The sequence below is a fragment of the Streptomyces sp. NPDC046261 genome, from assembly GCF_040646235.1.
Taxonomy (GTDB): domain Bacteria; phylum Actinomycetota; class Actinomycetes; order Streptomycetales; family Streptomycetaceae; genus Streptomyces.
In genome coordinates this window covers 13,883-38,733 of sequence record NZ_JBEYZU010000022.1, presented here as the reverse complement: position 1 = coordinate 38,733, position 24,851 = coordinate 13,883, and the positions used below count along the sequence as shown (strand labels likewise).

Genomic DNA, 24,851 nt, shown 5'->3' with positions numbered 1-24,851 from the left:
GCCCAGGTCAGCCGCTGTCGGATGGGGCTCACGGTACGGTGGTGGCCATGGAGATCTGGATCAACCCGGCCTGCTCGAAGTGCCGCGGCGCCCTCGGCCTGCTCGACGCGGAGGGCGCCGACTACACCGTCCGCCGCTACCTCGAGGACGTGCCGGACGCCGACGAGATCCGCGCGGTGCTCGGCCGGCTCGGGCTCGAGCCGTGGGACATCACGCGCACGCAGGAGGCGGCGGCCAAGGAGCTCGGCCTGAAGGACTGGCCGCGCGAGGCGGCGGCGCGCGACCGCTGGATCACGGCGCTCTCGGAGCACCCGAAGCTGATCCAGCGGCCGATCATCACGGCGGACGACGGGTCCGCGGTGGTGGCCCGCACGGACGAGGCGGTCCGCGAGGCCCTGTCCCGGTCGGCGCGCTGACCGCTGCCGCGCCGGCCGCCGGCGGCGGTCAGCGGGCCGGGGGCGGCTCCACGGCGAAGGTGGCCGGCGGCGTGGCGTTGCCGGCGTTGTCGTAGCCGATCGCACAGTACGTCCAGGGGCCTTCGGCTGCCTTGAGGGTCGCGGGAATGCCCAGGTAGTCGCGGTACCCCGTGGTGTCCGCGCAGTCGGTGGCCGCCTTCGGCCCGTGCTTGACCTTGTACCCGGTGATCTCCCAGGGTGCGTAGACGGGCCGGACCCAGTAGGAGGCGTCCTCGCCGTCGAACAGCTGGATGTCGGCCTTCGGGGCGACGGTCGGCGCGGTGTTGTCGACGCGGGCGTAGGCGTACGACGGGTGCGCGAGGGACGCCGCCCAGTCGTGTCCCTTCAAGGTGGCGTCCGGCCCGCCGGCCACGCACAGCACGTACAGGTTGTCGTGCGCGGGCAGGAGGTCCTTGTGGTCCAGGCCCGCGGCGGTCAGGCGCCGGGGCTTGCCGTACCCCTCGGGACGGGTGCAGTCGACGACCCCGAACGGGCCGCTCTTGAAGGCGGCGTAGGAGTGCCGGGCCGTCGGGTCCGGTGTGACGCGGGCGTCCCAGCGGGCCGGTCCGTCGGGGGTGTCGGTGCGGGTCTGCTGTCCCTGGAAGGCGACGTTCACCTGCTCGCCCCGGTCCAGGCGGCAGCCCTTGCGGTACAGCCGCAGGCCGGTGGCGTCCAGGCAGGAGCCGACCGCGTCGACGGGCGTGACGTAGGCGGCGTTGTCCGCGGGCACCACGAGCCCCTTCGCGCTGCCCTCGCAGGGCCGGCCCAGCCCGCACCCGAGGTAGCCGGGGGTGGCGATGGTGTTGAGCATCCCGACGAGCCGTCCGGTGTCGCCCGCGGTCGTGACGGGGCCGCCGGAGGAACCGCCGCTGATGCCGAGGCAGTCGGTGCGGGTGGCGTCCCGCCACAGCCAGGTGTGTTCGTGCAGCGCGACGCGTGAGGCCGTGGCGGCGCAGGTGGACAGGCGCAGGTACTGCCGGCCCGGTTCGACGCCGTCGGTCGGGGCGTGGGCGGCCCGCAGGGGCGTGCCGGGCGCGGGTCGCCGGCCCGAGAGGGTTTGCGGTGTCACGCCGAGCTTCGCGAGGTCCCCGTAGGTGGCCGTCAGCCGCAGCACCGAGACGTCGATGTCCTTCATCGTGGCGTACTCGATGCGCTCGACGGTGAACTTCTTGTGCTCGGGGACGTTGTCGTGGAAGTAGGCGGGGGTGTAGCTCCAGCCCTCGGGCGCGGGCTTGTCGACGACGACCTCGTTCGTGCCCATGGTGTCGTCGGCGCAGTGCCCGTTGCTCAGGACGAGTGCCTTGGCGCCGGGGTTCACGGTGCCCGGGGCGTGGACGAGGGTGGCGGTGCAGGTCGTGCCGCCACCGCCGACGAGCCGTCCGGTGGCGCGCAGTCGCCTGCCGTCGGCGGAGCCGGCGTCGACCAGCGGTGCGTCGTCCCCGGCCGCCGCGGCCGGCCGTGGGGCGCCGGCGCCGGCCGGTGGGGCCGCCGCCCGCACCGGGGAGGCTCCCCATATCAGCCCTGCGGCGATGAACCCGGCCGCGCCGGCCGACAGTGCGGCCCGCTTCCGGGTCCGGACGGCACTCTTCACAGCGATCCTCCTTGCTGGGGGACGGATGGACGCCCCGACCCTGGCAGAGGCCTTCCGGCCGCCGCGAGCAGGCGGATGGTGTTCAGGACGATCACGCGCGGTGACGCGGGAGCGCCATGGAGCACCGTCTTCCGGAAAGCGCTCGTCCGCACGGGCCGTCGCGGTGCGCCGTTGATGACTGACCGTCACTTCGCGGGCGGCGGTGCGCTCGCGGTTGACTCATTTACGGCAGGATCGCCGCGCCCCGCGCCGAGGCGCCTCGGTCGTTCTGCAGTTCCCACAGCTCCCGGAAGAGGCCGGGGGCCTTGACGAGCTCGGTGAAGCCTCCCTGCTGGACGACGCGGCCGTGGTCGAGGACGACGATGCGGTCGGCGACGGCGACGTTCGCGAGGCGGTGCGTGACGAGGACGACGGCCCGGTCCCTGGCGACCTCGCGCAGGCCGGTGAAGATGCGGTGCTCCGCCCGTGCGTCGAGGGCGCTGGTGGGCTCGTCCATGACCAGCAGTCCGGCCGGCCGGTGGAAGGCGCGGGCGATGGCGACGCGCTGCCACTGCCCGCCGGACAGTTCCACGCCGCCGAACCACTCCCGGGCCAGCAGGGTGTCCAGCCCGCTGCGCAGGTCCTCGATCACCTCGTCGGCGCCGGCGTGCGCCGCGGCCCGCAGGACGGCGGCGTCGCCTCCGTGCGGCTGGCCGAGGGTGATGTTCTCCCGGACCGTCATGGGCCAGTGGGCGTAGTGCTGGGGGACGACGGCGGTCTGCGTCCACAGGCCGTGCGGGTCGAGTTCGGCGGTGGCCACGTCGTCCCAGGTGACGTCGCCGTCGGTGGGCAGGTACAGGCCGGCCAGCAGCTTGCTGAGCGTGGTCTTGCCCGAGCCGTTCTCCCCCACCAGGGCCAGGACCTCGCCGCGGCGCACCTCGAGGCTGACCTTCTCCAGTGCCGGGCGGTCCGAGCCGGGATAGCGGTAGGTGAGCGCCTCCGCCTTCACCGACAGCGGGGCCTGCGGGATCTTGTCTCCGCGCACTGTGCGGTGGCCGCCGGCCTTCTCGATGAACTCGGCCCAGTCGTCGAGGTAGAGCCCCGTCCGGAACATCCGCGAGCCGTAGGCCACGACGCCGCGCAGGGACGAGCCGACCGTGCGCAGCGCGAAGACCGCCGTGCCCGCCGAGGCGACGGACATGTGGCCGGTGGCCAGCAGCCCCACCAGGGCCGCCCACACCAGCGCGGAGGTCAGCCCGCCGGCCACCGCGCCGAGCAGCGCGTAGCGCGCGCCCTGGTGCACGGCCTTGTCGGTCGCGGCGTCGACCCGGTCCCCGATCGCCCGGTAGCGGGCGAGGAGGAAGTCGGCCATGGTGCACGAGCGCAGCTGGTCGGCGGGGTCCTTGTCGGTCATGTGCCACCGCAGGTGGTTCAGGACCCGGCGCTCGCCGCTCAGGGCGCGGGAGGTCAGGTAGTGGACGCGGGCGCCCTTCACGCTGGCGATGCCCTGGGGGAGCGTCGCCAGCAACAGCAGGGGCAGCAGTGCCGGGTGCAGCAGCGTCACCACCCCGGCCGCCGCGACCAGGGAGGCGACGCAGGCCATGAGGTCCTGGGCCTCGATGAGCAGGTCCTGGGCCACCTCCGCGCCCCGGTCGGCGGCCTCCCGCATGTCGTTGAAGCCGGGGCTGTCGTACGCCGCGAGTTCGGCGTGGAGCGCGGCGTCGAGCATCTGCGTCTCCGCTTCGCGGGAGATGCGCGGGGCCAGGCGGCTGGAGATGTTGGTGACGAGGATGCCGAGCAGGGCGCGGGCCCCGGCGGCACCGGCCAGCAGGACGAGGGAGGGCAGCGCCTCCCAGAGGCGGTCCTGGATGTGGCCGGAGGTGATCAGTGCCGTGATGGTGCGTGTGGTGGCCAGCAGCCCGAACGCCTCGAACGCGGCGGAGAGCACCTGACAGGTCAGCAGCAGGACCACGGCGCTGCGGTCCACCCGCCAGCCGAGGGAGAGCGCCTTGCGCACGAGCTGGGGCAGCCGCCTGCTCATCGACCGGGCGGTCAGGGGGCTCTTCTCGAGCGCCGCCAGCGTGGGAGAGCGAAAACGTAATTCCTCGCGGGACTTCTCCGTGGCCTCGGTCAACTCGCCTCCCGTGGTCGGTGCGCGGCTCCGGTGCGGGGTGAGCGCTTGCACCATGCCGTACGAGGCACCGCGGCGGGCGGCGAACGGCCGGATTCCACCCGAAAGTGCGATGGTCGCGCTGTGACGCGGTTCGCCCGGACCGGCGCGCTGTCGGCGCGGCCGCTCCGGGTCCGTAGGGCGCAGCCGCCTCCCCCGTGCGGGGAAGGCGGCTGCTTCGGTTCCTAGGGAGTCGGGCTGTCGTGCCCTGTCATCACATTCCCATGCGGCGGAACGTGGCCTCCAGCGCGTCGGCGTAGAGCCTGGCGCCGGCGAGCTTGGGGTGGAACGACTGGGCCGAGATGCCGAAGTTCAGCGGGCCCCAGCTCTTGGCCGGCTCGTCGCCGGGGGTCAGATCGGTGACGATGCCGTGGATGCTCTCCGGGTCGCCGCAGATCCCCTTGCCCTTGAACTGCTCCTTGGGGTTGGTGAACCACACCTTCTTGGCGACGCCCGGCTTGGAGGTCGTCGCGGCCGACTCCATCTGCTCGGCGAGAAGGTCGCCCATCTCGTTCAGCCACCGGGATTCACGGGCGCTGATGCCGAATTGCAAGCCGGGCGGGACGGTGACGCTCAGGCACTCGGCCTTGTCCTCCAGCAGCGGCGGATAGCCCATGAGCACGATCTTGGCGTTCTCCGCCTTCTTATGGATCGCGTCGAGGGTCTTGATGAGGTCCGAGCGCACCTTGCCCTTGATGAGGGCGCGCTCCTCGGCGTCCTGGTCGGTGCAGTCCCCGGACTGGAAGCACTTTTTGATGATGTCGCTGAAATTGGCGTCGTTGCCGCCGACGGACAGCATCACCAGCGTCGTGTTCTCGTCCAGGTACCCTTGCTCGATCTGGGCCTGCTCCCCGTGGTTCATGTCCGTGAGGATGTGGTTCGTCCGGGCGCCGGAGCAGGCGATGAAGTGGAAGTCCTGATCCACCGTGTCGCCCGTGTCGCCGATGTTGTACGGCTTCCCCGGCAGCCTCGCCTCGCGGGACCAGGCGTGCCTGGAGCGGTGGCAGGCCGAGCGCAGGAAACTGTCGTCGCCGTTGTTGTCGGTCTCCGGGAAATAGTCGCCGCCGCCCGAGCTGGAGGCGCCTTCACCGGCGGCGAAGGAGTCGCCCATCGCCACGATGACGTCCTTCGGCTTGCCGGGCAGCTTCTCGAAGGCGACCGCGTCCCAGGCGATGTCCTCGGTTCCGTTCGCTTTCTGGGCCACGGTGGACAGCGACACCTTCGGCGTGCCGTCGAACTTGAACACTCCGAGGCTGACCCAGAAATTGCCCCCGATGCGCTGCTGGGTGATGCGGTGCGTCTTCATCTTGCCGTCTTCGATGAAGTACTTCGCCTCGCGGGTGTGGGCTCCGTGATCGGGGATGAAGACCTTGACCCGGGCCCAGCCGGTGAGCTTCTGCCCCAGGGTCCAGGTGCCGGTGACCTTCAGCCGTTCCTTGTCCGGGTCCTGCGCCCGCGTGTGGGCGAAGTAGAAGTGGCCGTCGTAGCCCCCTCCGAGCTGGTGCGTGTCGACCTTCGAGGGCCAGTACCGCTCCCCGGACGCCGGGTTGACCTCACCGGCTCCGAAGTCGAAGGAGAAGGTGCCGTTCGGGGAGTAGGTGCGGCCGCAGCGCGGGTTGGGGGTGTTGTGGGGCACGTTGTCGACGACGAGGACGTTGGAGGCGGAGTCGTCGCGGCACGTGGGGAAGTAGGCGTCACCGTCGGCCTCTTCCTTGTAGGTGTCGTCGAAGCGCAGGATCTCGTTGCCGCACGCGATGGCCGGCAGGCCGGACGAGCACTCCTTCCACTTCACCGGCTGGTTCCAGAAGCAGTGCAGGTCCTCGCGCTTGCACGCGCCCTCGCCGGGGATGTTGGCGTCGTGGTCGTCGATCTTGGACGGGTCGCACTCGTTGACGTCCGAGCAGAACAGGTCCTCCGGCGGCTTCACCTTGGTGCGGGCCTCGTTGCTGACCCACCAGGCGGGGCGGAAGCCGCTGACCACCTTGCCGGGGGACTCCAGGCCCTCCAGGGGGCGTGCCGCCCAGCCCAGGACCTTCTCCTGGTAGGGCCAGTCCTGGGGGTGCTTGGCGTGGGAGTAGTCGTCCTTGCCGCTGGAGTTCTCCAGGAAGGGGGTGCGGTTGGCCTTCCAGAGCGGGTTGGCGGGGTTGTTGGTGAAGCCGACGCCCCACTTGCCCTTGTTCTTCGCCGCGTCCGCCTTCGGGTAGAAGCCGGCGTTGTAGGCCCACAGGGCGAAGAACCAGCTCTCCATGTACTTCGGGTCGCCGCCGTTGACGGTGAGCCCGCCGTCCCGGGTCTGGTTCCACTTGTCGATCAGGATGTTGACGCCCGCGGCGATGTTGGCCGTGTAGTCGAGGGCGATGGCCTCCTGCTTCAGGGGCGGGAGGGCCTTCTCGCCCTTCTTCTCGCGGCCGGCCATGCGCATGCCGTCGGTCACCTGGGTGATGCCGTACCCGCAGTCGGCTTCCTTCCAGTCGACCTTCCACGGGTCCATCTGGTCGCCGCCGGCCGTGTACAGGATGCCGTAGTAGTTGCCGATCAGCGGATTACCGGTGACGCCGGGTACCACGTACCGCGACGCCTGCCACATGTTCGACTCCTGGGCGGTGATGCCCAGCATCACCTGAGCCGGCACCCGGCCGCCGCCCGACAGCTTCTGGAGGGGGAAGAGGTCCTGGGGCTTGTAGGCCCCCATCCCGAGGTTCTTCCAGTTCGCGGGGCGGGATATGTGCTTGTTCAGGTTGTTGGTGATGGCCTGGTCCACGGCCCACTCGACCTGGCGCGGCTTGGGCTGCATGGCCTGCTTGCGCGGGTCGTTGCGGGGCACGGAGCAGTAGCGCTCGGCCTCGACGGTCGAGTTCCGCGAGCCGGCCGCGCCGTCCACCGGGGCCTTGAGGGACGGGGCCCCCTGAGCCGTGGCGAGCGCGGGCGAGAGCGTACGGCCCTGGCTCGCCTGCGCGCCGGCGACCGACGGCTTGACCTCGAAGTCGGTGTTCTTGCCGGTGCCGAGGACCTTCAGCCCGATCTTGGCGCTGCGCGTGCCGAGGGCCTCGTCCGGGCGGATCCGGGTGTCCTTGCCGTCCGCCCATACGGTGGAGGTGACCAGGGCCCCGCCCCGGGTGGTGGCGGTGGCGTCCTTGGGGACGGCAGGGCGCTTGACCGTGGGCGGCAGGGAGCCGGGCACGGTGGCCTCGCCGGTGATGAAGACGGTGCCGTTCGCGCTCGCCGACAGGTCCATGGCCGTGAGCCGGCCGGTGGCCAGCGTGGCGGCGCGGTTCCTGCGGGCGTCGGGCCTGGCGATGTCCGCGGCGGTCAGCCGTTTCACCGCGCCCTGGCCCGCCTGGTCGTTCCTCACGCCGCGAGCGACGGGGCGGTCCAGGTAGACGAGGCCGCCGTCGGCGTCGGGCTTCAGCTGGAAGGGGATGCGCTCGGTCGTCACGAGCGGGGTGCGCTGACGGGTCTTGGTGTCGATGCTGACGACGCGGGCCGAGTCGGCCGCGAGGATGCGTCCCTTGCCGCCGGGGACGGCCGAGGTGATCTGTCCGTCGAGCTCGAGCGGGTCGGCCGTCTTGCCGGTCGCCGTGTCGACCTCGACGAGACGGGTCGCGTTCTTGTGCTCGCCCGCGTACTGCGAGAGCACCGCGCTCTCACCGGTGCCGCACCCGGGGCTGAAGTAGGCCAGCGACGCCTGGGACTTGAGCTTGGTGACCTCACCGGAGGCGAGGTCGACGACGGCGGTGAAGGCGCCGCGGTGCATCAGCTCGGGCTTGTTGGTGAAGGCGCGGGGCGCGTAGGCGACCACGGCCTTGCGGCCGGAGCCGGTCACGCAGGCGTTGCCGATCCAGGTGTCGGTCTCGAAGCCCGGCTCGGAGAGCGAGGCGGCCGTGCGCCAGGTGAAGGCGTCCTTCTGGTCGGCGACCAGGATGTGGAAGCCGTCGGCGTCGCCGGTGGTGGTCCAGGCCCGGTCCTGCGACCGCTGCCAGTCCTTGCCCAGGACGTCGGTGCGCCGGTCGGGGGGCACCGCCGTCGGCGCGGGCTTGCCCGTGGCCGTCGGCGAGGGGGTGGGCCGCTTGCCGGGCCCGTCCTCGGCCCAGGCGGCGTTCTGGGTCGCCAGGCCCATGAACACGGCGGCGGCCGCCACCGCGGCGAGCGGCGCCCGTGCCCTTCTTCGCTGTCTCATGCTGCTCCTTGCCGTTCCGGTGCGCTTCACCGCGTCACCGCTTCGCCGCTTCGCCGGCCGCCCGCAGCACCGCCGCGTTCTTCAACCGGGCGCTCTCCAGGGCCGCGTGGTGTTCGAGGACCTGCTTCTTCTGGATCTCGCTCTCGACCGTGAACCAGGTCCGCACCAGGTCGGTGGACTGCTTGCACGTCACGTCGTCGGTGGCCCGGGCGATCTCCTGCTCCGTCGCCCGCTCGGAGTCCGTGCGGGCCGCCTCGACGGGGTGGGTGACGGAGTGCCCCTTGCCGTTCATGCACGCCGCCCACGCCGTGAGCGCGTCCTTGACCCGCGGATCCTGCTGGGAGTCCTCGAAGGAGACGCCCGTCAGCTCGGCGGCGAGGTCCTCGTCGAGGTCGCCGCCGAGAGCCCGTACGGACTGACCCGCGCACCCCCCGGCGGGAACGGGCTTGCCGTTGTAGGTCACCAGGGCGCCCGGCCCCGTCGGCGAGGGGCCGCCGAACAGCACGCGGTGCCCGTCCTCGCTGGTCTGCTCCTCCTCCGCGGCGACGGGCGTCCTGGCGTCGTCGCCGGGAAGGTGATAGCCGTGGGTGCGGGCCTGGGCGGGGTCGCTGACGCCGTAGCGGCGGGGCATGTTCGCCGAGGTGTACGCGGGCGGCGGCGTGAATCCCGGCTTCGGGTCGTTCAGCGTCAGCCCGAAGCCGGACATGCAGGCGCGGTCCAGCGTGTACTTGGCCTTGGCGTAGGCCACATCGTCCGGATAGGCGACGAGGTAGCGCTCCAGCGGCAGGGTCATGCCCTGGGTGAGACCGCTCTGCGGGGTCTCCTTCGGCCAGAGGTCCCTCGGTTCCGCCGACGTGGTCGCGGCCGCGTTGCGCACGTTCCGGGCGTCGTCGCCGTGCCGGTCCTGCCATCCGTATCCGGCGACGGCCAGGACGCCGGCGCACGCCAGCGCGGTGGCCACTGTCCGCCGCGTTCTTGCTGCTGTTTCGGACATGGCCGCTAGTTCGCCTTCCGCGAGGACTGGTTCTTGTTCTTGAGGGCGCGGTTCAAGTTGACGGGGAATTCATCACGTTTCGGCTTGATCCGCTGCGAGGTGCCCGTATAGGAATAGCCCGTGTAGATACGGTGGTTACTGGAGGTCCGGTTGCTGACGGCCGCCGCGTTCTTCCGCAGTTCCTGGCCGTCACCGCTCGAGTCGCAGTAGCTGCCCTGGTGTTTGCGGAAGACGTAACGGACCGGGTGCGTCCCGCCGTTCTCGGTCCGCCCCCAGTGGTCGGGGGTGTTGCGGCCGGCGACGAAACAGGCACCCAGCGGGATGCCCGGCGTGATGCTGTTGTGGAACAGGACCACGCACTCGTAGCGCGACGCGCAGTTCTTCGATTCGTACGACGTCGCCGCGGCGCCCGTGCCGCTGCTGTGCGCGGTGGTGGTGGCCCCGAGCAGGAGGCCGGCGACGGACGCTCCGACGGCGGCCGTTCTGAGCCCCATCGGTTTTCTGGCACTCGGCATGACTGATTCCTTTGCCTCTCCCTGGAATCGGACGGATTCACGGAGGCAGGGAGCATCGGACGGTGGCCGGGCGAACCCCGTGCGCCCGGCCACCGTCTCCCCCCGTCTCAATGGCCGAGCCAAACATCACAACTCCTGGTAAAAGAAGGAGATTCGATGACGTTCGAACGGTGGACCGGGGGGCCGGACGAAGATGATTGAAATTTCTCTCAGTGCGGACGCACTGGCGGAATCCCGCTTCGGGATATCGCCTTTGATGCAAGCGGCGGCGGCTCTGCATCCACATCGCCCGCGGACGCTCACCCGCAATCCGGTGGCGCTGGACGACATCGACGCGGCGCTCGACGATTCACGACTGCCGCTGCTGACCGCGCTGCGCCGCGACATCCGCGGCTATACGCCGGACTTCATGACTCCGGCGCTGGAGGCGGATTGTCCGGACCTCGAGGCGGAGTTGCATCACGTCGCGACGACTCCGGGACATGTCGTCGCCCGGCAGATGCGACGGCTGGCATCCGTGGCGCACGGCACATCCCCGCGCCAGGGCGGCCGACGGCCCGAACTCGCTTCCGTGCGGCAATTCCTGGAACTGGGCGAGTCGGCCTTCGCCGAGCGGGTCGCGAACGAGCTGGACGCCTTCTGGAACGCCGGTCTCGCCCCTTCGGCGCGTTCCCTGATCGCCGAGGCCGAGGCAGACCTCGAATGCCGGGCGCAGACCATCGTCCGCAGCGGCCTGGGGGCCGCCCTCGACGCGCTGCATCCGGCGATCTCCTACCGGGAGGGCGCCTTGCACATGAGGACGCCGCACGACCTGGGGACGACGTCCGCCCGCCGGATCTGCTTCTTCCCCTCACCCCTGGCCGTCAACTGGATGGTGAGCATCGACCCCTGGCACGAACGCGGCATCTATCTCATCTATCCCACGCACCGGCCGGACGGCCGGCCCCCGCGGACGCGGGAGCGGCCGGCGTGCCATCCGCTGGCCGACGTCATGGGGCGCTCGCGCTTCGACCTGCTGGTCACGCTGGGCTCGCCCCGGACGACCACGGAGCTGGCCGCCCTGCACCGGTTCGGCAAGTCGACGATCTCGTACCACCTCTCCCACCTCCACCGCGGCGGGCTGGTCAGCCGGGTGCGCACGGGCAGGGAGGTGTTCTACCAGCGCACCGCGACGGCCGACCGGCTGCTCGGCGAGGAGCGGGAGGAACGGGAGGAACGGCCCGGCCCCGCGGCGGGCCGCCGCGGCGAGCGCGCCGCCCGCCACCAGGGACCGCCCCCGGTGGCGCCCGGCGCGGTGGTCTCGGCGTAGGCGGCGGCCGGGCGGCCGGCCCCCGTCCGTGCCGAACGGGCGTACGGGGCCGCCGTGCGGCGCGGCGGCCCGGCGGCCGCGGTCCCGACGCGCGGGCCGTGGCCCCATGCGGCGTCGTCCGACGCCGCGCCTGCCGCGTGGCGGGGCCGATCAGCTCCATACTGCGATCACTGTGCACTGTCCGGGTCCGGAGCCGGTGGTCAGGAGGACCTGCCCGTCATGATCAACACATCGCTCGCCGCACGGCCGACCCGGCGCGGCATGCTGTACGCGCTCGCGGCCGCGGGCACCCTCACCACGGGCGGCGTCGTCCTCGACGGTGCCCGGCGGGCCGGGGCGGGCGGACCGCCGGCGCCCGCGGCCTCCTCCCCGCCGGCGCCGCCGGGACGCGCGGCGCACGGGAGGCCGGCCGGTGTGCGGCCGGATGCGTCGAAGGCGCGGGAGATCCGCGCGGAATTCCTGCACGCCTGGCGGGGGTACAAGCGGCACGCGTGGGGGCACGACGAGGTGCTGCCGGTCTCGGGGCGCCACCGTGAGTTCTTCGCCAAGGGCCACCCGGTGGGCCTGTCGATCATCGAGGCGCTCGACACGCACCACCTCATGGGGCTCGACGACGAGGTCGACCTGTGCGCCGAGTGGATCACGGACCGTCTGGACTTCGACATCGACGCCGACTTCCAGGTCTTCGAGACCACCATCCGCCTGGTGGGCGGCCTGCTCGCGGGCTACCTCGCCACCGGCCGCCGGGGGCTGCTGCGCCGCTGCGTGGACCTGGCGGACCGGGTGCTGCCCGCGTTCACCAAGTCCCCCACCGGCATGCCCTACCGGTACGTGAACCTGCGGACGGGCCGGGTCTCGGGCGCCACGCTGCCGCTGGCCGAGATCGGCACCAACATCCTCGAGTTCGGCGTGCTGTCCGACCTCACGGGCGACGACCGGTACTGGCGGGCGGCCAAGCGCGCGCTGCGGGCGGTCGTGCAGCGGCGGTCCTCGATCGGCCTGCTCGCCACCCGCCTCAACGTGGAGAGCGGCCGGTGGGCGGACCGGCAGGGCAGCGCCGTCGACCCGCCGGTCGACTCGTTCTACGAATACCTGTGGGGCGCCTGGGAGATGTTCCGCGACGAGGAGTGCCGGGACTGGTTCCGCTCGTTCGCCGCGGCGCTGAGGAAGTACCAGGCCGAGCGGGTGGGCGACCGCCTGTGGTTCAAGCACGTCGACTTCCGCACCGGGGCCCTCCTCAGCCGGCGCCAGTCCTCGCTGGCCGTGGCCATCCTGCCGGTCGGCGGGGACAACGCCCTGGCCGCGGACTACTACCGGTCCTGGACCGCCGTGCTCGACAAATACACCGTCATCCCCGAGGCCATCGACTACCGGCGCATGACGGTGGTGAGCGCCAGGAACGACCTGCGCCCCGAGTACGCCAACTGCGCCTTCCAGCTGTACTGGCAGACCGGGGACGCGTACTACCGGACCACGGCCTGGCGCTACTTCCAGAACCTGAGGAAGTACCACCGCGTGCCGGGCGGCTACACCGTCGTCACCGACGTCACCAGGCGGCCGATGCCCAAGGGCGACCACTGCCCCGCCTATGTCTTCGCCGAGAACTTCAAGTGGCTCTACCTCACCTTCTCCGGCACCTCCCGCTTCGACTACGCCCGCGGCTACCTCAGCACGGAGGGCAAGGTCCTGCGCGGCCTGCGGCGCGGCCGGGCGTGACGGCGGGCCGGCTCTCCCGGCGTCCGCCGACCCCCGTGGACCCCAATATCACGTGAAAGCCTTATTTCGTGCGCTTCAGGGGTACGTAAGAATGAGTCCCACCCGCCCTCTCACGCCAGTCGTCCCCGATGCCGGGAGGTCTGCCCGCCATGGCCGCGTCCGAGGTCTCCGTGCAACCCGTGGCCGGCCCGCCCGGCCTGCCGTTGCTCGGCAATCTCCTCACCTTCGGCAGAGACCCGCTGGCGTTCTTCGTACGGCTGCGCGACGAGTTCGGGGACTTCGTGACCTGGTCGCTCGGCCGGCGCCCGAGCGTGTTCATCTCGCGCCCCGACCACATCGCCGAACTGCTGGGGGCCGTCGAGCGCAGCTACGAGACCCTCGAGATCGGCTGGGCACTCAAGCAGGTCGTCGGCGACAGCGTCCTGCTCAGCCGGGGCGCCGACTGGCGCCGCAAGCGGGCCCTGGTCCAGCCGACCGTCCGCCCCCGCCAGGTGCGCGCCTACGCGCGGACGATGGTCGACTGCTCCCTGGCGCACGCCGGGCGGTGGCGGGACGGCCAGCGCATCGACGTGCGCCGGGAGATGGCCCGGCTCACCCAGCGGATCGTGGTACGGACGCTCTTCGGCAACGACCTGGCGGGCCGCGGCAACCTCCTGGCGAACGCGATGGACGTGGTCCAGCGCGAGACCGGCGCCGAGCTGCGGAGCATCAACCTGTTCCTGCCGTCCTGGGTGCGCACCCCCTCGCGGCTGCGGCTGCTGGCCGCCGTCGGTGTCATCGACGCCGAGGTCGGCCGGCTCATCGACGCCCGGCGCAGGGGGACGGGCGAGGGGCGGGCGGAACTGCGCGACGACCTGCTGAGCCGGTTGCTGGCCGCCCGGGACGAGCAGGGCCGTTCCCTGTCCACCCGCGAGGTGCGCGACGAGGCGGTGACGCTGTGGGCGGCGGGGCACGAGACCACCTCCACCGCCCTGACCTGGACCTGGTTCCTGCTCTCGACGTCCCCCTCCGCCCGGGCGCGGCTCGCCGAGGAGCTGGACGCGGTGCTGGGCGGCCGGCCGCCGGCGTACGAGGACTACGAACGCCTGACGTGGACCCAGCAGGTCGTCAAGGAGGCCATGCGGCTCTATCCGCCCGCGTGGCTGATCCCCGCGGTGGCCAGGGAAGGGGCGACGCTGGCCGGGCATCCCGTCGAGGCGGGGACCATCGTCTGGTGCAGCCAGTGGTCGACCCACCGGGACCCGCGCTGGTTCCGCGACCCCGTCGCCTTCCGCCCGCAGCGCTGGGACCCCGACGCCCCCGATCCCATTCCCGACCACGCCTGGTTCCCCTTCGGCGGGGGCCAGCGCACCTGCCTGGGCGCCCGGTTCGCGCTCGTGGAGGCGGCCCTGGTGCTCGCCACGCTGGCGCAGCGCTTCCACGTGGACGTCGACGGGGGCGACGTCAAGCCCGAGGCGGGCCTGCTCCTGCAGCCGGCCGTGCCGCTGCGGGCGACGGTGCGCGTCCTCGGCCCGCCCCCGGCGCAGGTCAGCTGAGGCCGGCGCCCCACACCAGCAGCAGCGCCACGTCCGCGCCGGCCACGAGGACCGCCGCCGCGAAGGGCGCCCGCTCCCACCGGCGGCCGAGCCGGACGCCGGCCACCGCCGTCACCGCGGCCGCCGCCACGACGGCCGGCCCCACCACGGCGGGTGCGCCCGCGGGCGCGAGGGCCAGCACGGCGGTGGCCGCGACCAGCGGCACCGGCAGGGCGAGCCGGGTGCCCCGTCTCCCCAGGCGGTGCGGCAGGCCCCGTACCCCCGTCCCCAGGTCCGCGGTGATGTCCGGCAGGGTGTCGGCCAGATGGGCGCCGACGCCCAGCAGCGCGCCGGCCGTGACGAGCCACCAGGCCGGCCACGGGGTGCCGGGCAGGCCGAGGACGACGAAGGCGGGCAGGCTCGCGAAGCCCACGGCGTAGGGGAGCCAGGACCAGGCCGTGGCCTTCAGCCGCAGGTTGTACGCCCACGCGGCGGCCACCCCCGTCAGATGGACTACGCCGGCGAGCGAGCCGTAGGCCAGTGACAGCGGCACGCACAGCGCGAGCGCGGTGAACGCGCCGCCCCACACCACCGCTCGCGCGACCGCCCCGCGGGCGACGGGTTTGTCGTGCCGGCCGACGGCGGCGTCCCGGTGGGCGTCGAAGGCGTCGTTGCACCACCCCACGGACAGCTGGCCCGTCAGGACGGCCGCCCCTGCCAGGGCGCAGCGGGGTCCGCTCTGCCCGGCGACGGCGGCCAGGGCGACCGCCAGGACGGTGACGGCGGTCGCCGGCCCCGGGTGGCAGGCGGCGGCCAGTGCCGCGGCCGGGCCCGGCCGGGGCCGGACCACGCCGTCCGGCCGGGGCCGCTCGCAGGTCTCCACGAAGGTGATCGTAGGCGGGCGGGCCGTCCGGTGCGGGCCGCCGGACGGGCGATTGGCGGTACCACCGCGGCCCCGCGGGGCAGATGGGAAGGAAACAGACTCCTGAGGCGGTAAGTGGCATGACGACCCGGATCGCAGCCGTCCACGGCATCCTGGCGCCGCACCGCCACGCCCAGCACGAGATCACCGACATGGTCGCGGGCACATGTCTGCCGCCCGGGTCCGACCGCGCCGTCCTGGACCGCCTGCACCGCAGCGTCCGCGTCCGCTCGCGCCACATGGTGCTGCCCCTGGACCGCTATCCGCGGCTGGCGGGCTTCGGCGCGGCCAACGACGTCTTCGTCAGGGCCGCCACCGACCTGGGCGCGCGGGCGGTGCGGGGCGCGCTGCGGGCCGCCGGGCTCGGGCCGGGCGACGTCGACCTGCTGATGTTCACCTCCGTCACCGGCCTGGCCACCCCCTCCATCGACGCCCGGCTCGTCGGACGGCTCGGCCTGCGCCCGGACGTCAAACGGCTGCCCGTCTTCGGCCTGGGCTGCGTCGCGGGCGCCGCCGGCATCGCCCGGGTGCACGACTATCTGCGCGGCTGGCCCGACCAGGTGGCCGTCCTGCTGTCGGTGGAGCTGTGCTCGCTCACCTTCCAGCGCGACGACGCCTCCACGGCCAACCTGATCGCCACCGGCCTGTTCGGCGACGGGGCCGCGGCCGTGGTCGCCTGCGGCGCGGACCGGCCCGGGCGGGCGGACGGGCCTGCGGTGCTGGCCACCCGCAGCCACCTCTACCCGGACACCGAGCGCGCCATGGGCTGGGACATCGGCGGCACCGGCTTCCGGGTCGTCCTCGACCGGGCCGTGCCCGACGTGGTCCGCCGTCACCTCGCCGACGACGTACGCGGCTTCCTCGGCGAGCACGGCCTCAAGCCCAAGGACGTGGCGCGCTGGGTCTGCCACCCCGGTGGCCCCAGGATCCTTCAGACCGTCACCGAGGTCCTCGACCTGCCCCCGGGGGCGCTCGACGTCACCTGGCGGTCGCTGGCCGAGGTGGGCAACCTCTCCTCGGCGTCGGTCCTGCACGTCCTGCGCGACACCCTGGCCGGCCGGCCGCCCCCGCCCGGTTCGCCGGGCCTGCTGCTGGCCATGGGGCCGGGCTTCTGCTGCGAACTCGTCCTGCTGCGCTGGTGAGGACGGCGGATCGATGACGGGAGACGATGTGGCGGGGAGCATCTTGTGGTACGCGCTGCTCGTGGGCGCCGTGGCGGCCGAGCGGGGCGTGGAGCTCGTCGTCGCGCTCCGCAACGCCCGCTGGAGCCTGGCCCGTGGCGGGGTGGAGACGGGCCGGGGCCACTATCCGCCGATGGTCGCGCTGCACACCGGCCTGCTGGCCGGCTGCCTGCTGGAGGTGGTCCTGGGCGACAGGCCGTTCGTCCCCGCCCTCGGGTGGCCCATGCTGGGGGTGCTGCTGTGTGCCCAGGGGCTGCGCTGGTGGTGCGTACGCGCGCTGGGACGGCGGTGGAACACCCGCGTCATCGTCGTTCCCGGCCTGCCCCTGGCGACCGGCGGGCCGTACCGCCTGTTGCGCCACCCGAACTACGTGGCCGTCGTCGCCGAAGGGCTCGCGCTGCCGCTCGTGCACACCGCGTGGGTGACCGCCGTGGTCTTCACGGCCCTCAACGCGGTGCTGCTGACCGTGCGCGTGCGCTGCGAGGAGACGGCGCTGAGAACGGCCGCGGCGGGTGTACGGCCGTGATCGACCTTCTGGTGGCGGGCGGCGGTCCGGCGGGGCTGGCGGCCGCGATCCACGCGACGCTGGCGGGCATGGAGACCGTCGTCGTCGAGCCGCGCGAGGGCCCGGTGGACAAGGCGTGCGGCGAGGGCATCATGCCCGGCGGCGTACGGGCGCTGCGTGCCCTGGGCGTCGAGGTGTCCGGAGCGCCCCTGCGCGGCATCCGCTATGTGCAGGGCGACCGCAGCGCCGAGGCCGCGTTCCATCACGCGAGCGGGTTGGGCGTGCGGCGCACCGCGCTCCACGCGGCGCTGCGCCGGCGCGCGGCCGAGGTGGGCGTGCGCGTGGTACCGGGACGGATCACCGGGGTCCGCCAGGATGCCGGCGGCGTGACGGCCCGCGGCCTCACGGCCCGCTGGCTGATCGCCGCCGACGGGCTGCACTCCCCGGTCCGCCGGGCCCTGGGCCTGGAGTCGCCGCCCGGTCCCCGGCCCGCCCGCTACGGGCTGCGCCGGCACTACCGGGTGCGGCCGTGGACGGACTGCGTGGAGGTCCACTGGTCGCGGCACGGCGAGGCCTATGTGACACCGGTCGGCGACGATCTGGTGGGCGTCGCCGTGCTGGGTCCGGGCGGCGGCGCCGGCGGCTACGAGGAGCGCCTGGCCTGGTTCCCGGCTCTGACGCCCTTGTTGCGGGGGCCCTCGGCGAGCAGCGTGCGCGGCGCCGGGCCGCTGCGCCGGCGGGCCGGGCGAAGGGTGGCCGGCCGGGTGCTGCTCGTGGGCGACGCGGCGGGCTATGTCGACGCCCTGACCGGCGAGGGCATCGCGCTCGCCCTGGCCACGGCCGGGGCGGCCGTGCGGTGCCTGGCCGCGGGCCGGCCGCAGGAGTACGAGGCGCGGTGGCGCCGGCTGACGCGGCGCCACCGGCTGCTGACGGAGGGGCTGCTGCTCGCCCGCGAGCACCCCCGGGCGGCCGGTCTGATCGTGCCCGCCGCCAGCAGGCTCCCGCGGCTGTTCGCGGCGGCGGTCCACGCGCTGCAGTGACGGCCGGCGGGGCGCCCGGGCGCGTTCCGCACGGGCCCGTCGGGCCCGTGCGCCCGGCACTGGGGGCACCGCCCGGCGTCGGGCGCCGCGGGCCGCGCCCTTCGGGCGTACGACGCGACGGTGCGGGCAGCAGGCCTAGCCGGCCGTCCCCGGCGGGCCGGCGCCGGCCCGCGGTGCGCTGGGCAGTGCCTGTTCGGTCCAGACGGTCTTGCCCTCGCGCCCGTAGCGGGTGCCCCACCGCTCGGTGAGCTGGGCGACCAGGAACAGGCCGCGGCCGCCCTCGTCGGTGCTGCGGGCCCGCCGCAGGTGGGGCGAGGTGCTGCTGGTGTCGGAGACCTCGCAGATGAGGCAGGGGCCGCGGATGAGCCGCAGCGTCACCGGTCCCCCGGCGTAGCGGTAGGCGTTGGTGACCAGCTCGCTGACGATCAGTTCGGTCGTGAAGGCCATCTCCTCCAGGTCCCAGGCGGTCAGCTGGTCGTTCATCAGCGACCGGGCCTGCGCGGCGGCGCTCGCCTCCGCGGGCAGCGTCCAGGTGGCCACCCGCTCGGACGCGAGCACGCGGGTACGGGCCAGGAGCAGGGCGACGTCGTCGGTGGGGCGGGCGGGCAGCAGCGCGTCCACCACGTTCCGGGCCGTCTCGGCCAGGGCCCGGGCCGGCGCGGACAGCTCCGCGGCCAGGCGCTCGAGGGCCGCGTCGACGTCCAGGCCCGGGGTCTGGACGAGGCCGTTGGTGTACAGGGCCAGGAGGCTGCCTTCGGGCAGGTCGAACTCCATGGCTTCGAACGGCAGGCCGCCCAGCCCGAGCGGCGGCCCGGCGGGGAGGTCGGGGAAGCCGGCCTTCCCGTCGGGGGTGACCACGGCGAGGGGCGGGTGTCCGGCGCGCGCCACCGAACAGCAGCGGGACACCGGGTCGTAGACGGCGTAGAGGCAGCTGGCGCCGGTGACCTGGTCGTTGGGGAAGTCGCGGGCGTTGGCCTCCTGTTCGGCGGCCAGCCGGTGCACCAGGTCGTCCAGGTGGGAGAGGACCTCCTCGGGTTCCATGTCGAGGTCGGCCAGGGTGTGCACGGCGGTGCGCAGCCGGCCCATGGTGGCGGCCGCGTCGACGCCGTGGCCGATGACGTCGCCGACGACGAGGGCGACGCGGGCGCCGGAGAGCGGGATGACGTCGAACCAGTCCCCGCCCACGCCCGCCACGGCGCCCGCGGGAATGTACTGGTGGGCGACCTCGACGGCCGGCAGGTCGGGCAGTTCCGCGGGGAGCAGGCGGCACTGGAGGTTCAGCGCGGCGTGGTGTTCGCGGGTGTAGCGGCGGGCGTTGTCGATGCACACGGCGGCGCGGGCGGCGAACTCCCCGGCGAGGGTGAGGTCGTCGTCCTCGAACGGTTCCGGGTGCCGGGCCCGCCACAGGGTGACCAGCCCCAGGACCAGGCCGCGGGCGGCGAGGGGGACCATCATCACGGAGTGGACGCCGATGTCCTGGGCCTGGCGGGCCCGCTCGTGGGCCACGGCCGACAGGCCGGTGATGCCCTCGATGTGGGAGACCAGGACGGGCCGGACCTCGGCCAGGCAGGTGCCCTGGGGGGTGTCCGGCGCGAAGTCGATGAGTTCGCCCACCGGGTACTGCACCTGTTCCGACTGCGCGACGACGGACTTGGTGGCGGCCCTGCGGACCGGGCCGAAGGCGTCCTGCGAGGGTTCCTCGCCGCGGCTGACGGGCTCCAGGAGGTCGACCGACACGCAGTCGGCCAGCGCGGGGACGACGACCTCGGCCAGTTCCCGGGCGGTCGTCGCGACGTCCAGGGTGGTCCCGATGCGGGCGCCGGCGTCGTCGAGCAGTGCCAGGCGGCGGCGGGCCCGGTACCGTTCGGTGACGTCCTCGACCAACTGGGTGACGCCCAGCACCTCTCCCTCGGAGTCCTCCATGCGGAAGGCGGAGACGGACACGAACCGCTCGCGGGCCGGGTCGGCGCGCAGCCTGCAGGACTGCTCGGTGAAGATCATCGGACGGCCCGTCTCCAGCACCTGCCGCAGCCGGTCGTCGATGGTCCGCGCGTCCTCGTCCACCAGGAAGTCGCCGATGCGGTGCCCGCGCGCCTGTTCGACGGTAATGCCTCCGATGTGGGCGATCGGGCGGTTGACCCGCAGGACGGTCAGGTCCGGTGCGTGCTCGGCCAGGCCGATCGGCGACCGCCGGAACAGGCCGTCCAGCACGGAGCGGTCGGTCTCCCACTGGATCACGGTCTCCGCGGGGGCGGCCACGAGGAACCATTCGCAGTCGGGGCCGTCCCGGGTGACGCAGCGGGCCCGCACGCCCAGCAGCACGCGCTCGCCGTCCGCCCGCACCACGGGCACGATCCCGAACCAGCCGCGGGAGTCCAGGCATTGCGCCGCCGCGTCCAGGACCTGGTCGCGGTCACCGGGGGCCACCAGGACCTCGGCCGCGGCGCGCCCGATCACCTCGCCGGCCCCGTAGCCCAGCAACGTCTCGGCCCGCTCACCCCAGCCGACGACCGTCCCCCGGTGGTCCAGTACCGCCGAGGCGGCACCGGCCACCGAGAAGGGGTCATCGGGGCTTTCCCGGAAGAGCGTCACCGGTCCGTTCATCACACCGCCTTCCTGGAGGCAGCCTGCCACGCCCGTGCCAGGGGCACACCTTCGACAGTCGGGGCCGTGCGGGCTACCGCCGGCGGGGGCCGTCGCGGCCCGTGGACGGTGCACCCCTTCGCCGGGACACGGTGACCGTGCCCGGCGAAGGGGTGATCAGGGGGGCGCGGACCCGGGCCCGGGCGCCCTGCGCGGCCCGGTCAGGTGCGGCCCGTGGCCGGCTCCGTCGCGGGCGGCGCGGCGGCGGTCAGTGTCCGCCGCGCTTGCGCTTGAGGGCGTCCTTGCCCTTCTCGACCGCCTCGCGGACCTCGCCCTTGGCCTTGGCGGCGCGTCCCTCGGCTTCCATGCGCCGGTCGCCGGCGGCTTTCCCGGTGGTCTCCTTGATCTGCCCCTTGGCCCGCTCGGCCTTCGCCTTGGCCTTGTCTTTGGCACTCATGCCACGGCACTCCGTTTCGAGAGAGGGATGGGTCGCCCCCGCCGTCGAGTGTGAACCTCCCCAGCGCGGGACGCATGTCCGGGCGGCCGAACGGGCCTGCCCGCGTCAGTTGAGCAGGCCCGGCCGGCGGGGGTAGCGGTGCTGCTCCAGGGCTGCGGCCAGACCGTCGGCCACGTCCTCCGGGGAGGCGGTGCCATTGCTGATCAGGACGCCGAAGTCCACGGCCGATTCGCCCAGGACGACGTCCTCGGGCAGCTTGGCCGCGGTCATCAGGCGGGTGCCCTCGCCCAGCGCGGCGAGGGGTTTGCCGTGCCGGTACGCCTCTTCGACGAACCGCACGGCGGCCGGATCGGCCGCCAGCGCGGCCACGGCCTCCTTGCCGTCGGGGACGACGACGGCGTCGTAGAGGACGGAGGCCATGGTGGGCAGCGCACGGTCGACGTCGAGGGTGTCGCTGCCCGTCCCGCGGACGTTGCCGTCCCTGGCCGCGAGCACCTCGACGACGGCGCCCTTGGCGGTGAGCCGCTCGCGGACCGCCGCGACCTGGCCGACGTCCGTGCCGTGGGCGGCCAGGACGGCGACCTTGCGGGTACGGATGCCCGAGCCGCGCAGGTTCTCCTGGCTCAGGGCCGGTGAGGCCGCCTCGTTGACGCCGGGGACGGCCTGCGGGGCGGGCACGCCGACGCTGTCGGCGACGGTGTTGGCGAGGTCGGCGTTGACGTGGGCGAGGTTGCCGACCATGCGCTCGCGCACCTCGACGGAGCCGACCTTGCCGAGCTCGAAGCTGAACGCCTCGGCGATGTGGCGCCGTTCCCAGTCCGCCATGCTGTTCCAGAAGAGGGCGGCCTGGCTGTAGTGGTCCTGGAAGCTCTCGCTGCGTACCCGGATCTTCTCCCCGTCGACGCGTTCGGCGTAGTGCCGGAACACGCCGGGGCCGCCGCCGGACCCGGCGTGCGCGGGGCAGCCGCCGCCCAGGGAGTTGGGGAAGTAGTTGGTTCCGGGGTGGATGACCTGCTGGCCGAAGCCGTCGCGGTGGTTGTGGTGGACGTCGGCGAGGGGCCGGTTGACGGGGAGCTGGCTGAAGTTGGGGCCGCCCAGGCGGATGAGCTGGGTGTCGAGGTAGGAGAAGTTGCGGCCCTGCAGCAGCGGGTCGTTGGTGAAGTCGATGCCGGGCACGACGTTCGCGGTGTGGAAGGCGACCTGCTCGGTCTCGGCGAAGAAGTTCTGCGGGTTGCGGTCGAGCACGAGCCGGCCGACCGGGCGCACCGGCACCTGCTCCTCGGGGATGATCTTCGTGGCGTCGAGGAGGTCGAAGTCGAAGGAGAACTCGTCCTCCTCGGGCACGAGCTGGACGCCGAGCTCCCATTCGGGGTACTCGCCGGCCTCGATGGCCTCCCACAGGTCCCGGCGGTTGAAGTCGGGGTCGCGGCCCGCCGCGATCTGCGCCTCGTCCCAGATCAGGGAGTGGACGCCCAGCTTGGGCTTCCAGTGGAACTTCACGAAGGTGCCGCGTCCGTCGGCCGTGACGAAGCGGAAGGTGTGGACGCCGAAGCCCTGCATCATGCGGAAGCTGCGGGGGATGGCCCGGTCGGACATCAGCCACATGAGCATGTGGGTGGTCTCCGGCTGGAGGGAGGCGAAGTCCCAGAAGCTGTCGTGGGCGGAGGCGCCGGTGGGCATCTCGTTGTCCGGCTCCATCTTCACCGCGTGGACGAAGTCGGGGAACTTGATGGCGTCCTGGATGAAGAACACCGGCATGTTGTTGCCGACGAGGTCGTAATTGCCCTCCCGCGTATAGAACTTGGTGGCGAAGCCGCGGACGTCGCGCACCGTGTCGGCGGAGCCGCGCGGGCCCTGCACGGTGGAGAAGCGCACGAAGACGGGTGTGCGGCGGCCGGCTTCGGCGAGGAAGTCGGCGCAGGTGTACTCGCTCAGCGACCCGTAGGGCTCGAAGTAGCCGTAGGCGCCGGCGCCGCGGGCGTGGACGACCCGTTCGGGGATGCGCTCGTGGTCGAAGTGCGTGATCTTCTCGCGGTTGTGGAAGTCCTCGAGCAGCGTCGGCCCGCGCGTCCCGGCGCGTACCGCGTTGTCGGTGTCGTCGACCCGTACGCCCTGGTCGGTGGTGAGCGCGTCGTGTTCGGGAGCGGCGCGGAACCGTTCCAGCTGCTGGTCCTTGGCGTCCTGCGCCGCCGGGTCGCCCCGGCCTGCTGACTGGTGGTGGGCGGACACGCGTGCACTTCCTTCCAACATGGGGAGCACTCGGGAGGGACGGCGTCCGTCGGCAGGCGCCGCTCGCTCCCTCAGGCTCACCCGCGTTCCCGGGGCGGGCAAGCCGAAACCCGGCGGGCCGGGGCGGACGCCGGCCGTGGGGCGGCTCGAGTGGTGGTGGCGGCGGCTGTGTGCGACGCTGCTGCTTGAGTCGTTTCGACTACGGGTGGTCATGGAGCGTCCCCCCGGGCGAACAGCCCGGCCGGACTCTTACAAACGCAGGCGAACACAGCCAAACGCAGCCGGACCCCTGCGGCCGGCCCCCTACCGACGGCCACCCCGGGCGGCGGACAGTCCGCCGCACCGGCCGCCCCTGCCACGGCCGCCCCGCCGCGTCGGACAGCGGCGGCATCGCCCCGAGGCGATCCTCAATTCCACGCAGCCGACAGGACCCACGCGGCACCCGAAAAGGTGCGGCAGGCCGCGCCCGTGCGCCGGCCGCTCCCGGCCCCTCCCGGCACGCGAAGGAGTGTGATCATGGACGAACGACGCTGGAACCGTGCGGTGGTCACCGGTGGGGCCGGGTTCGTCGGGTCCCACGTGTGCGAACGGCTGCTGGCCGAGGGCTGCGAGGTGTGCTGCGTCGACAACCTGGCCACCGGCTCCCCGGCCAACATCGCGCACCTGCGGGACCATCCCGGCTTCAGCTTCCTTCAGGCCGACGTCTCGCGGCCGGAGACGCTGGCCGGCATACCCGGGCGGGTCCACCTGGTGCTCCACCTGGCGTGCCCGGCCTCGCCCGCCGACTACCTGCGGCTGCCGATCGAGACGCTGGAGGTGGGCAGCAGCGGCACCCGCGCCGCCCTGGAGCTGGCCCACCGCGACGACGCGCGCTTCCTGCTGGCCTCGACCTCGGAGGTGTACGGGGACCCCCTGGAACACCCCCAGCGCGAGGAGTACTGGGGCAACGTCAATCCGATCGGGCCGCGCAGCGTCTACGACGAGTCCAAACGCTTCGCCGAGGCGCTGGTCACCGCCTATCGGCGGGCCCGCGGCTCGGACACCTCGATCGTGCGCATCTTCAACACCTACGGCCCCCGGATGCGCGCCGGTGACGGCCGCGCGGTGCCCACGTTCATCCGGCAGGCCCTGGACGGCGAGCCGCTGACGGTGGCGGGCGACGGCAGCCAGACCCGGTCGCTGACCTACATCGACGACACGGTCGACGGGATCGTGGCGCTCGCGGCCAGCGGGCGCCCCGGCCCGGTGAACATCGGCGGCGGCGAGGAGACGACGATGCTCGACCTCGCCCGGCACATCGTCGACCTGACGGGCTCGGCGTCCGTCATCCGCTTCGTCGACCGGCCCGCCGACGACCCGGCCAGGCGCCGCCCCGACACCTCCAAGGCCCGCCGCGAACTGGGCTGGCAGCCCCGGGTCGGCCGCGAGGAGGGCCTGAAGCGGACCGTGGAGTGGTTCGCCCGGTCCGCCCTCCTGTGAGTCCGACCGACCCGACCGTCCACCAGACACGGAGC

The 24,851-nt window shown here is 73.1% G+C and carries 17 protein-coding genes; 8 read left to right on the top strand and 9 right to left on the bottom strand.

Translation table 11 applies throughout. The features are described from left to right. Positions 1 to 47: 47 nt before the first annotated feature. Complete coding sequence (locus ABZ956_RS26875; protein ID WP_361898789.1) at positions 48 to 416, top strand: arsenate reductase family protein; 369 nt, start codon at positions 48 to 50, stop codon at positions 414 to 416. A gap of 28 nt (positions 417 to 444) precedes the next feature. Here ABZ956_RS26875 and ABZ956_RS26870 read toward each other — a convergent pair whose 3' ends face one another. The 5 genes from ABZ956_RS26870 to ABZ956_RS26850 form a co-directional block, all read right to left on the bottom strand. Then, the gene (locus ABZ956_RS26870) at positions 445 to 2,046 is read right to left on the bottom strand and encodes a trypsin-like peptidase domain-containing protein (RefSeq protein WP_361898786.1); all 1,602 of its coding nucleotides are present in this window, start codon (positions 2,044 to 2,046) and stop codon (positions 445 to 447) included. Between the two features lie 223 nt (positions 2,047 to 2,269). Next, complete coding sequence (locus ABZ956_RS26865; protein WP_361898783.1) at positions 2,270 to 4,159, bottom strand: ABC transporter ATP-binding protein; 1,890 nt, start codon at positions 4,157 to 4,159, stop codon at positions 2,270 to 2,272. A 250-nt stretch (positions 4,160 to 4,409) separates the two neighbouring features. Then, positions 4,410 to 8,372: an SGNH/GDSL hydrolase family protein gene (locus ABZ956_RS26860; protein ID WP_361898780.1), complete on the bottom strand. Its 3,963-nt coding sequence runs from the start codon at positions 8,370 to 8,372 to the stop codon at positions 4,410 to 4,412. Positions 8,373 to 8,406: 34 nt separating this feature from the next. Beyond that, on the bottom strand, positions 8,407 to 9,333 hold the full coding sequence (locus tag ABZ956_RS26855) for a hypothetical protein (RefSeq protein ID WP_361898777.1): 927 nt from the start codon (positions 9,331 to 9,333) through the stop codon (positions 8,407 to 8,409). Between the two features lie 38 nt (positions 9,334 to 9,371). Continuing rightward, entirely contained in the window at positions 9,372 to 9,881 is a 510-nt protein-coding gene (locus tag ABZ956_RS26850; protein WP_361898774.1) for a peptidase inhibitor family I36 protein, read from the bottom strand. Positions 9,882 to 10,194: 313 nt separating this feature from the next. Here ABZ956_RS26850 and ABZ956_RS26845 point away from each other — a divergent pair, with 313 nt between their 5' ends. From ABZ956_RS26845 to ABZ956_RS26835, 3 genes are all read left to right on the top strand, one after another. Next, entirely contained in the window at positions 10,195 to 11,190 is a 996-nt protein-coding gene (locus ABZ956_RS26845) for a helix-turn-helix domain-containing protein (protein WP_361898771.1), read from the top strand. Positions 11,191 to 11,409: 219 nt separating this feature from the next. Continuing rightward, positions 11,410 to 12,906: a glycoside hydrolase family 47 protein gene (locus ABZ956_RS26840; RefSeq protein ID WP_361898769.1), complete on the top strand. Its 1,497-nt coding sequence runs from the start codon at positions 11,410 to 11,412 to the stop codon at positions 12,904 to 12,906. Positions 12,907 to 13,055: 149 nt separating this feature from the next. Beyond that, complete coding sequence (locus ABZ956_RS26835) at positions 13,056 to 14,441, top strand: cytochrome P450 (RefSeq protein ID WP_361898766.1); 1,386 nt, start codon at positions 13,056 to 13,058, stop codon at positions 14,439 to 14,441. On the opposite strand, the gene ABZ956_RS26830 is transcribed toward ABZ956_RS26835, so the two are convergent. Then, entirely contained in the window at positions 14,434 to 15,303 is an 870-nt protein-coding gene (locus ABZ956_RS26830) for a UbiA family prenyltransferase (protein ID WP_361898764.1), read from the bottom strand. The two genes, ABZ956_RS26835 and ABZ956_RS26830, sit on opposite strands and share 8 nt — an antisense overlap. A 119-nt stretch (positions 15,304 to 15,422) precedes the next feature. On the opposite strand from ABZ956_RS26830, the gene ABZ956_RS26825 reads away from it, so the two are divergent. Genes ABZ956_RS26825 through ABZ956_RS26815 form a run of 3 tightly spaced genes read left to right on the top strand, consistent with a single transcriptional unit; the run spans position 15,423 to position 18,068 of the window. Next, entirely contained in the window at positions 15,423 to 16,484 is a 1,062-nt protein-coding gene (locus tag ABZ956_RS26825) for a 3-oxoacyl-[acyl-carrier-protein] synthase III C-terminal domain-containing protein (RefSeq protein WP_361898761.1), read from the top strand. A 40-nt stretch (positions 16,485 to 16,524) separates the two neighbouring features. Beyond that, positions 16,525 to 17,049 carry an isoprenylcysteine carboxyl methyltransferase family protein gene (locus ABZ956_RS26820; protein ID WP_361898894.1) on the top strand — a complete coding sequence of 175 codons (525 nt, stop codon included), beginning with the start codon at positions 16,525 to 16,527 and terminating at the stop codon, positions 17,047 to 17,049. Then, positions 17,046 to 18,068, top strand: a complete 1,023-nt coding sequence (locus ABZ956_RS26815) for an NAD(P)/FAD-dependent oxidoreductase (RefSeq protein ID WP_361898758.1) — start codon at positions 17,046 to 17,048, stop codon at positions 18,066 to 18,068. Before ABZ956_RS26820 ends, ABZ956_RS26815 begins: the two co-directional genes overlap by 4 nt. A gap of 135 nt (positions 18,069 to 18,203) precedes the next feature. Here the strand turns inward: ABZ956_RS26815 and ABZ956_RS26810 are convergent, their stop codons facing one another. From ABZ956_RS26810 to ABZ956_RS26800, 3 genes are all read right to left on the bottom strand, one after another. Beyond that, positions 18,204 to 20,672, bottom strand: coding sequence for a SpoIIE family protein phosphatase (locus ABZ956_RS26810; protein WP_361898755.1), 2,469 nt, complete (start codon positions 20,670 to 20,672; stop codon positions 18,204 to 18,206). Positions 20,673 to 20,919: 247 nt separating this feature from the next. Then, complete coding sequence (locus tag ABZ956_RS26805; protein WP_361898753.1) at positions 20,920 to 21,108, bottom strand: CsbD family protein; 189 nt, start codon at positions 21,106 to 21,108, stop codon at positions 20,920 to 20,922. 105 nt (positions 21,109 to 21,213) lie between these two features. Then, on the bottom strand, positions 21,214 to 23,337 hold the full coding sequence (locus ABZ956_RS26800; RefSeq protein ID WP_361898750.1) for a catalase: 2,124 nt from the start codon (positions 23,335 to 23,337) through the stop codon (positions 21,214 to 21,216). Positions 23,338 to 23,853: 516 nt separating this feature from the next. On the opposite strand from ABZ956_RS26800, the gene ABZ956_RS26795 reads away from it, so the two are divergent. Continuing rightward, entirely contained in the window at positions 23,854 to 24,816 is a 963-nt protein-coding gene (locus ABZ956_RS26795) for a UDP-glucuronic acid decarboxylase family protein (RefSeq protein WP_361898747.1), read from the top strand. Positions 24,817 to 24,851 lie beyond the last annotated feature (35 nt).